8 protein-coding genes are annotated in these 9,065 nt (G+C 63.8%); all 8 read right to left on the reverse strand.

Annotated features, from left to right (window positions below):
• A partial coding sequence (locus EN984_RS12305) for a putative peptidoglycan glycosyltransferase FtsW (RefSeq protein WP_164765450.1) occupies positions 1–948 on the reverse strand: 948 nt, incomplete at its 3' end.
• The gene (murD, locus tag EN984_RS12310; RefSeq protein ID WP_127270938.1) at positions 948–2,348 is read right to left on the reverse strand and encodes a UDP-N-acetylmuramoyl-L-alanine--D-glutamate ligase; all 1,401 of its coding nucleotides are present in this window, start codon (positions 2,346–2,348) and stop codon (positions 948–950) included. The genes murD and EN984_RS12305, both read right to left, overlap by 1 nt.
• 8 nt (positions 2,349–2,356) lie before the next feature.
• Positions 2,357–3,439, reverse strand: coding sequence for a phospho-N-acetylmuramoyl-pentapeptide-transferase (gene mraY / locus EN984_RS12315; protein WP_013530954.1), 1,083 nt, complete (start codon positions 3,437–3,439; stop codon positions 2,357–2,359).
• A 19-nt stretch (positions 3,440–3,458) separates the two neighbouring features.
• Complete coding sequence (locus EN984_RS12320) at positions 3,459–4,940, reverse strand: UDP-N-acetylmuramoylalanyl-D-glutamyl-2,6-diaminopimelate--D-alanyl-D-alanine ligase (RefSeq protein WP_127269411.1); 1,482 nt, start codon at positions 4,938–4,940, stop codon at positions 3,459–3,461.
• A complete protein-coding gene (locus tag EN984_RS12325) occupies positions 4,937–6,391 on the reverse strand; it encodes a UDP-N-acetylmuramoyl-L-alanyl-D-glutamate--2,6-diaminopimelate ligase (RefSeq protein WP_127383764.1) in 1,455 nt (484 codons plus the stop codon). Before EN984_RS12325 ends, EN984_RS12320 begins: the two co-directional genes overlap by 4 nt.
• Before the next feature lie 54 nt (positions 6,392–6,445).
• On the reverse strand, positions 6,446–8,155 hold the full coding sequence (locus tag EN984_RS12330) for a penicillin-binding protein 2 (protein WP_027034944.1): 1,710 nt from the start codon (positions 8,153–8,155) through the stop codon (positions 6,446–6,448).
• Complete coding sequence (locus EN984_RS12335) at positions 8,152–8,547, reverse strand: hypothetical protein (protein ID WP_127271473.1); 396 nt, start codon at positions 8,545–8,547, stop codon at positions 8,152–8,154. Before EN984_RS12335 ends, EN984_RS12330 begins: the two co-directional genes overlap by 4 nt.
• Before the next feature lie 4 nt (positions 8,548–8,551).
• The coding region (gene mraW, locus EN984_RS12340; protein ID WP_127383765.1) for a 16S rRNA (cytosine(1402)-N(4))-methyltransferase at positions 8,552–9,065 on the reverse strand (514 nt) is incomplete at its 5' end.

Consider the following 9,065-nt stretch of genomic DNA (forward strand, 5'->3'; position numbering starts at 1 on the left):
GCCGAACACGGTGACGAGGCCGCCGACCGCATAGCGGGTGAAATCGTCATGCTCCTTCAGCGCCGTGTTGAGGCCGCGCAGAACGATGAAGGCGAAGATCGACATGATGAAGAAGCACATGATCAGCCCGAACTCTTCGCCGGCAACCGAGAAGACGAAGTCGGCATGGCTGTCGGGGATGACGCGCTTGACGGTGCCCTCGCCCGGTCCGACTCCGAACCAGCCGCCATTGATCAGCGCTTCGCGCCCCATGTCGACCTGGAACGTGTCGCCCTCGCCGGTGAGGAACTTGTCGATGCGCAGGGCAACGTGCGGGAACACCGTATAGGCGGCAAAGACGCCGCCGACGCCGGCCGCACCCAGCGCGACGATCCACAGCCAGGGCAGCCCGGCCATAAAGAACATGATGCCCCAGGTGCCGGTCGTCAGCATGGTCTGGCCGAGGTCCGGTTGCGCCACCAGCAGCGATACGACCAGCACCAGCAGCAGCATGGCAAACAGATTGCCCGGAATATCGGGCTGGCGCTTGTGCTCGGCGAAAAGCCACGCGCACATGATGACGAAGGCCGGCTTCAGGAATTCCGACGGCTGGATCGACAGGCCGGCAAGCGACACCCAGCGGCGCGCACCCTTCACCTCGACGCCGATGTAGAGCACCGCCACCATCAGCACCAGCATCAGGCACAGGATGACCAGCGCCATGCGCCGGATCTGCCTGGAATCGAGGAAGGAGACTGCCAGCATCACACCGAGCGCCGGCACGGTGAAGATGATCTGCCTGGTGGCAAAGTGGAAACTGTCGAGGCCGATGCGTTCGGCCACCGCCGGACTGGCGGCGAAGGACAAGACGATGCCGAGCCCCATCAGCGACAGGAACGCCGCCAGGAACCAGCGATCGATCGTCCACCACCAGGTTGCCACCGGGCTTTTGTCGAGACGGCTTTGCATTATCGTGCCCCTCCGATGGGTTTCACACCCTCGATAGCATTCGCAGCTTGCCTGAAGGCTTCGCCGCGGACTTCGAAATTCTTGAACTGGTCGAAACTGGCGCAGGCCGGCGACAGCAGCACCACCGCCTCGCCGCTGTCGTCCTTAGCGGCATCATGCGCGGCGTGCTCGACCGCGGCGGCCAGCGTGCCTGAGATCTCGTAGGGAACTGCCTCGCCCAGCGTCGCCGAAAAGGCCGGCGCCGCCTCGCCAATCAGATAGGCCTTGGCGATGCGCGGAAAGAAGCCGCGCAACGGCTCGATGCCGCCTTCCTTGGGCAGGCCGCCGGCGATCCAGTAGATGCGCGTAAAGCTGGATAGCGCGGGTGCTGCCGCATCGGCATTGGTCGCCTTGGAATCGTTGATGAACAGCACATGGTCCTTGCGGCCGACCTGCTCCATGCGGTGAGCGAGGCCGGGAAAGCTTTCCAGCCCCGACTGGATTTCGCCAAGCTCCAGTCCGACCTTGAGGCAAGCGGCGACCGCCGCCAGCGCGTTCTGGGCATTGTGCTGGCCGCGCAGCGAGCCGATGCCTTCGAGGAAGGCGACGCGGCTGTAACGGCCGTGCACCGCTTCCATCAGATTGGTGCCATCGGCGAAATAGCCGTCCGTCAGTGGCAGGCGCTTGGAAATGCGGGTGACATGCCGCCCCGCCCGCTCCAGCCGCTCGGCGATCTGCGCGCACCAGGAATCGTCGATGCCGACGATCGCCGTCTCGCTGCCGGCCACCAGCCGCTCCTTGATCGCGGCGTAGTGCTGCATGGTGCCGTGGCGGTCGAGATGATCGGGCGTCAGGTTAAGCAGGATGCCCGCCGTCGGATTGATCGAGGGCGCGAGGTCGATCTGGTAAGACGAGCATTCGACCACATAGTGCCGATCGGGCTCGGGCGGATCGAGCGTCATCACCGCGCGGCCGATATTGCCGCCCATCTGGGTGTCGCGTCCCGCGGCTTTCAGGATATGCGCGGTCAGCGCGGTCGTCGTCGACTTGCCGTTGGTGCCGGTGATGGCGATGAAGGGCGACGTCGGCGCGCTCAGCATCCGCTCGCGGCAGAAAAGCTCGACGTCGCCGATGATCTCGACGCCTGAACCGCGCGCCAGCTCCACCGTCCAATGCGGCTTGGGATGCGTCAGCGGGACGCCCGGCGACAGCACGAAAGCCGAGAATTTCGCCCAGTCGGCGCCGCGCAAATCAGCGGTCGCGATACCGGCAACGGCGGCCTTGGCAACGCTTTCGGGATTGTCGTCCCAGGCCAGCACGTCCGCGCCGCCCTCGATCAGCGCGCGCGCCGTCGCAATCCCCGAGCCACCGAGCCCGAAGAGGGAAACGCGCTTGCCTGAAAAGGATGCGGCGGGGATCAAAGGGCTTCCTATCTCAGCTTGAGGGTCGACAGGCCGACCAGCGCCAGGATGACGGCGATGATCCAGAAGCGGATCACCACCTGGCTTTCGGTCCAGCCTAGCTTTTCGAAATGATGGTGGATCGGCGCCATCAGGAACACCCGCTTGCCGGTCATCTTGAAGTAGCCGACCTGGATGATGACTGACAGGATTTCCACGACGAACAATCCGCCGACGATGACCAGCACGATCTCGTGCTTGGTGGCGACCGCGACGGTGCCGATCAGGCCACCCATGGCCAGCGAGCCGGTATCGCCCATGAAGATCGCCGCAGGCGGCGCGTTGAACCAGAGGAAGCCGAGGCCAGCGCCGATGACAGCGCCGAGCACGACCGCCAGTTCACCGGTGCCGGGCACGAAATGGATCTGCAGATATTCGGCGAACACGGCGTTGCCGGAGAGATAGGCGATGACGCCGAAGGAGGCCGCCGCGATCATGATCGGCACGATCGCCAGCCCGTCCAGACCGTCGGTGAGGTTCACAGCATTGCCTGCTCCGACGATGACGAAGCAGGAGAACGGAATGAAGAACCAGCCGAGATTGACGATGAATTCCTTGGCGAAGGGAAACGTCAGCGACGAAGAGAACGGCGCCTGGCCATTGTGCATGATCACCCAGGCGGCGATGCCGGCGATAACGAATTCAAGCGCCAGCCTTGCCTTGCCGGAAAAGCCGAGATGTGACTGTTTCGTCACCTTCAGATAGTCGTCGTAGAAGCCGATCGAGCCGAAGCCCAGCGTCACCAGCAGCACCACCCAGACATAGATGCTCGACAGGTTGGCCCACAAAAGCGACGAGCCGATGATGCCCGACAGGATCATCAGTCCGCCCATGGTCGGCGTGCCGGCCTTCTTGAAATGCGTCTGCGGTCCGTCGGCGCGGATCGGCTGGCCCTTGCCTTGCCGCAGCCGCAGCGAATTGATGATGGTCGGCCCGAAGATGAAGACGATCAGCGCCGACGTGATCAGCGCCCCGCCGGTGCGGAAGGTGATGTAGCGGAAGACATTGAAGACCGAGACCTTGTCCGCAAAATCGACGAGCAGTGTAAACATGCGCTTTTCGTCCCCCGACCTAGGTCTGTTTTCTGGCTGTCGATTCAGCCGGGAATTTGCCCAGCAGCGCATCGACCAGTTTTGCAAAGCCGATGCCCTTCGACGATTTGATCATCACCACGTCGCCCGGCTTGAGCGCGGCAAGCAGCACCGGCTTCAACTCCTCGACACCGGCGCGGTATTCCGTCTTGATCTCAGCCGGCAGCGCTTCTGCCAGCGCCCGCATTTCCGGGCCGCCGAGAAAGACGGTCCGCGTGCCCGTGCCGACGATGAGGTCGGCAAGGGCTGCATGCAGCTTGGCCGAATGGTCGCCAAGTTCGAGCATGTCGCCGAGCACGGCGATGCGGCGGCCCTCGCCCGTCACAGGCGTCGCGTTGAGCAATGCCATGGCAGCAGCCATCGATGCCGGATTGGCGTTGTAGCTTTCGTCGATCAGCGTGATCAGTCCACCTGGGTAGCTCGAAGTCGAGCCACCTGGGTGGCTCGAAGTCGAGCCACCGGGATGGCGCAGCACATGGCGCTTGCCGCGCCCGCGTTCGGCAGAGAGATCGGCCAGTGCTGAAGCCACCTTGTCGAGATCGGCGCCGACCAGATGCGCAGCACCCAGCACCGCCAGCACGTTCTGCACCATATGGCGGCCGGGCGCGCCGATCCGCGCCGCCACTTCGTGGCCGCCGATCCTGGCGATGATGTCGGAATGATCCGCATGCAGTTCGCATTTGGTGAGCTTGAAGGTAGAGCGCGCATTCTCGCCGAAGCCGTAGACGTGCTCGACACCGGCGGCATGGGCCATCTTGTCGAGCAGCTTGAAGCGCGCATCGTCGCGGTTGAGGATGGCGGCCCCCTCGGGCTCCAGCCCTTCGAAAATCTCGGCCTTGGCCTTGGCAATCTCGTCGAGATTGCGGAAAAAGCCGAGATGCGCCGCCGCGATCATGGTGACGATGGCGACATGCGGCCTCACCATTTTTACCAGCGGCCGGATTTCGTCGGGATGGTTCATGCCGATCTCGAATACGGCATAGTCGCAATCATCAGGCATGCGCGCCAAGGTCAGCGGCACGCCCCAGTGATTGTTGAAGGACTGCGCCGAGGCGTGCACCTTGCCGACGGCTTGCAGCACATGGCGCAGCGCTTCCTTGGTCGTGGTCTTGCCGGCCGAACCGGTCACAGCGATGATTTTCGCGCTCGAGCGGGCGCGCGACGCAATTCCAAGCTTTTCCAGTGCGACCAGCACGTCCTCGACGACGATGATCGGCGCCGTCAGCCGGCCGAGCGACGGCAGCTTGCCTTCGGCCACCACCAGCACGCCGGCGCCGGCCTTGATGGCGGCGGTGGCGAAGTCATGGCCGTCCATCGCCTCGCCCTTGATGGCGAAGAAGGCGTCGCCCGGCTGCAGGCTGCGGCTGTCGATCGAAATGCCGGAAATGCCTTCCGGCATCGGCCCCAACGGCCGCCCGTCCATGGCGGCAACCAGCGCCTCGCAGGTCCACAGCAAGCTCATGCGGCACGCTCCGTAAGTGCCGCGCGAACTTCCTCGTGATCGGAGAAATGCAAGGTCTCGGAGCCGATCGTCTGGCCTTCCTCGTGCCCCTTGCCGGCCACGATCAGCGTGTCGCCGGCATGCAGCATGGCAACCGCCTCGTGGATCGCCTGGCGCCGGTCGCCGATCTCGATGGCACCGGGGGCGGCGGCCAAAATAGCGGCGCGGATCGTTTTCGGCACTTCGGAGCGCGGATTGTCGTCGGTGACGATGACGACATCTGCAAGCCGCGTTGCAATCTCGCCCATGATCGGTCGCTTGCCGCGGTCGCGGTCGCCGCCGCAGCCGAACACGACGATGACGCGGCCGGTGGTGAATGGGCGCACCGAGGACAGCACGTTTTCCAGCGCGTCGGGCTTGTGGGCATAATCGACATAGACCGGCGCGCCATTGCCGGTGGTGCCGACGAGGTCGAGCCGGCCCGGGGCGCCCTTCAATTTCTCCAACGCCAACAATGCCTTGGCTACAGGTGTTCCCGTGGAAATGGCAAGACCCGCCGAAACCAGCGCATTCGAAATCTGGAAATCACCGGCCAGCGGCAGGTCGATCTCGTAGAGCACGCCATCGGCCTCGACCTCGGCCCGCTGGCGGTGGCGCTCGTGCTCGACCCGCTTCAGCCTGAGGAAATCGCCATGGCGGCCGACCGTCAGCACTTCGAGCCCGGCGGCCCGCGCCGCCTGAATCGTCGGTGCCGACCATGGATCGTCGGCGAAGATGACGGCCGGTGCGCCTTTCGGCAGCAGCGCATCGAACAGACGCAGTTTGGCGCGGTGATAGTCCTCGATGGTCGGATGATAGTCCATATGATCGCGGCCGAGATTGGTGAAGCCGCCGGCCGCCAGCTTCACACCGTCCAGACGGCGCTGGTCGAGCCCATGGCTGGAAGCCTCCATCGAAGCGTGGGTAACGCCGGCATCCGCCAATTCCCGCAGCAATTGATGCAGGGCGACCGGATCGGGTGTCGTCAGCGAGCCATAGTCGTTGCGCCCAGGCGCCACCACGCCAGTGGTGCCGATCGAAGCGGCGGCATAACCGGACTGCTCCCAGATCTGCCTGGTGAAAGCCGCGACCGAAGTCTTGCCGCTGGTGCCGGTCACCGCGACCATTATCTCAGGCTGCTTGCCGAAATAGCGGGCCGCACTCAGCGCCAACGCCAGGCGCGGATCGTCGACTGCCAATACCGGGACCGACAGCCCGGCAATGGTGCTGCCCTTGCCCGCTACGATCGCGGCCGCACCGCGCGCGGCGGCGTCGGCGGCATAAACGGCACCGTCGGCCTTGGTTCCCGCGAGCGCAAAGAAGACAACACCCGCTTTTACCTGACGGGGATCCGAAGAAATCCCTGTAACCTCCAGATCGACGGAAGCTATTCCCTCGACGGGCAGGATACCGGCTAGATCTCTGAGCTTCATCGAGTCCCGTTCACCGCAACAAAATAGCGCGCTGTTGCCGGCGCGCCCTAAGAATCACTGATAGGAAACCAGCGTTGCACCATTTTCATGGCTGAAATCTGGCTTCACGCCAAGCATGGCAGCTGAACGCCTGATGATATTGCCGGCCATGACCCCCGCATTTGCGGCCGCGACATCCGTCATGCCAGGCTTTTCCGGGTGCGGGGCATCGGCAATGGTAAACACCAGATACTGCGGATCGTCCATCGGGAAGGCGGCGACGAAAGTGTTGAAATTCAAGTCCTTGGAGTAGCGGCCATTGACGACCTTCTCGGCCGTTCCGGTCTTGCCACCAACGCGGTAGCCGGGGACTCTGGCGTTTCGGGCAGAGCCCTTCTCGGCATTGAGCGAATAGAGGTAGCGCATGCCTTCGACGGTCTTTTCGCTCACCACTTTCTTGGCGGTGGCCATCGCTTCCGCCTGCGTGCGCACCAAAAAGGTAGGGTTCATCAGGAAGCCGCCATTCATCAACGCCGCGCAGCCCACAGCCGCTTGCAGCGGCGTCGTCGACACGCCATGGCCGAAGGCGATGGTGAATGAATTGACCTGTTTCCAGACCTTCGGTTCAGTCGGACGGGCAGTCTCCGGCAATTCGGTCTGCATCCTGTCCAGAAGGCCAAGGCGATGCAGGAATTCGCGATGGCCCTCGATGCCGACCATCTCGGCTTCCCTGGCCGACCCGATGTTGGACGAATAGAGGAACACCTCCGGCAACGACAGCACACGGTTCTTGCCGTGGAAATCGTGAATGGCCTGATGGCCGACGCGGATTGGATGCGAAGCATCGAAGCGGCTCGCCATCGTCGCCTTGCCGGAATCGAGCGCCATGGCTGAGGTGAAGCTCTTGAAGGTCGAGCCCATCTCGTAGAGGCCCGCCGACATGCGATTCAGCCGGTCCTTGTCCTGTGCATTGTAGGGATTGTTCGGATCGAAATCCGGCACCGAGGCCATGGCCACCACTTCGCCGGTCTTGACGTTGAGCACGACGGCGCCGGCGCCCATGGCACGATAGCGCTCCAGGCCGGCGGCGATCTCGTCGCGCACCACATGCTGCACGCGCAGATCGATCGAAAGCTTTACCGGCTTGAGATCCTTGGCAATGGCAAGGCCCGATGCCTGCAGGTCGCTCAAGCCTTGCTCGTCGACATATTTCTCCATTCCGGAGATGCCCTGGTTGTCGATGTTGGTGAGGCCGACAATGTAGGACGAGGTCTCGCCGCTCGGATAGAAGCGGCGCTTTTCGGTACGGAAGCCGAAACCGGGAATGCCGAGTTGCATGATGTCGGACTGTTGCTTGGGCGTCAGCTGCCGCTGCAGCCAGACGAAACCGGCGCCGCTCTTCAGCTTGTGGTAGGTCTGCTCATAGTCGATGTCCGGAAGCACCGTCGACAGCTTCTCGATCGCCTCGTCGGCGTCGACAATCCGGCGTGGTTCTGCAAACAGCGACGCTGTCTTGATATCCGTGGCCAGCACTTCGCCGTTGCGGTCGACGATGTCGGGCCGCGATGCCGTCACCCGGCTCTGCGGACCGCCCGACATGTCGGGGGTCTGGAAGCCGAGGTAGACCAGCCGCCCTGATATGGTCGAGAAGATACCGAAGAACACCGCCATGGTCATGACGATGCGCGTCCTGCCCTTGCCGCCGGTCGCCTTGCGGGCGCCCTCGACCACGATCGATCCATCTTCACTCGTCCTGGCGCGACGCTTCAGCAGTTTGCCGATCATTGGGCGATGCCTCCGGTCACGACGGGATCCTTACTGTCCGAAGGCGCTTGGTCGGAATTGTCGGCCATGCCGCCCTGGCGTCCCGACAGGATGTCCTGGATGTCAAGGGATTTGGCCGGCAGGTCGCCGATGCCGCCGATCTGGCGAGCGCTGACCGGCTCGAGTTCGAGCTGCGACTTGTAGAGTTCGGCGAGCTTCTGCAGCCGCGACGGCTGGGTAAGCAGGCTCCAGTCGGCCTTGAGCAGGTCGATCGTGTCCTCCTCATAGCGTATCTGCGCATGGATCTTCTGCACCGCGGCCAATTGTTCCTCGGCCTCGCGCTTGGCCTTGTAGGTAAGGGCCGCGACCGCAACCATGACGGCGATCAGGACAATGTCGCTGGTACGAAACACTTAGCTACCTCTCCCCCGGCCGGCCTGTGCCAGGAAGTGTTGGGCCGGGAAGCTTTGGAAGGCCGAAAATCGAAAAATCGCTGCTGCGCGCTGGCGCATCCGTGCGGATTGCCGCGCGCAGCCTAGCCGAACGGGCGCGCGGATTGGCCGCCACCTCGGCGTCGCCGGCAGTCACGCCGCCACCCGCCTTGCGGAACGTCGCGGTGCGGGCATGCGCCTCGGGCAAATGCCGCGAGCCGGTCGCGACATCGGCCCGGTCGGCGATGAAACGCTTGACGATGCGGTCTTCCAGCGAATGGAAGGTGACCACGGCGAGCCGTCCGCCCGGCTTCAGCGTGCGCTCGGCCGCGAACAGGGCCTTGGCCAGTTCGCCAAGCTCGTCATTGACGAAGATGCGCAGCGCCTGGAACACGCGCGTAGCCGGATGGATCTTGTCCTTCGGCGCACGGCCGATATGCGTCTCGATGGCGTCGGCCAGTTCCAGCGTGCGCTCGAACGGGCGCTTTTCACGGCGAGCC

Source organism: Mesorhizobium sp. M7A.F.Ca.CA.004.12.1.1 (assembly GCF_003997835.1).
In the GTDB taxonomy this organism is placed as follows: Bacteria; Pseudomonadota; Alphaproteobacteria; order Rhizobiales; family Rhizobiaceae; genus Mesorhizobium.

Bases quoted from the DNA above. Each gene is read 5' to 3' on its own strand.
- mraY (WP_013530954.1), bottom strand. From the start codon at position 3,439: ATGTTTACACTGCTCGTCGATTTTGCGGACAAGGTCTCGGTCTTCAAT.
- EN984_RS12320 (WP_127269411.1), bottom strand. From the start codon at position 4,940: ATGAGCTTGCTGTGGACCTGCGAGGCGCTGGTTGCCGCCATGGACGGG.
- EN984_RS12325 (WP_127383764.1), bottom strand. From the start codon at position 6,391: ATGAAGCTCAGAGATCTAGCCGGTATCCTGCCCGTCGAGGGAATAGCT.
- EN984_RS12330 (WP_027034944.1), bottom strand. From the start codon at position 8,155: ATGATCGGCAAACTGCTGAAGCGTCGCGCCAGGACGAGTGAAGATGGA.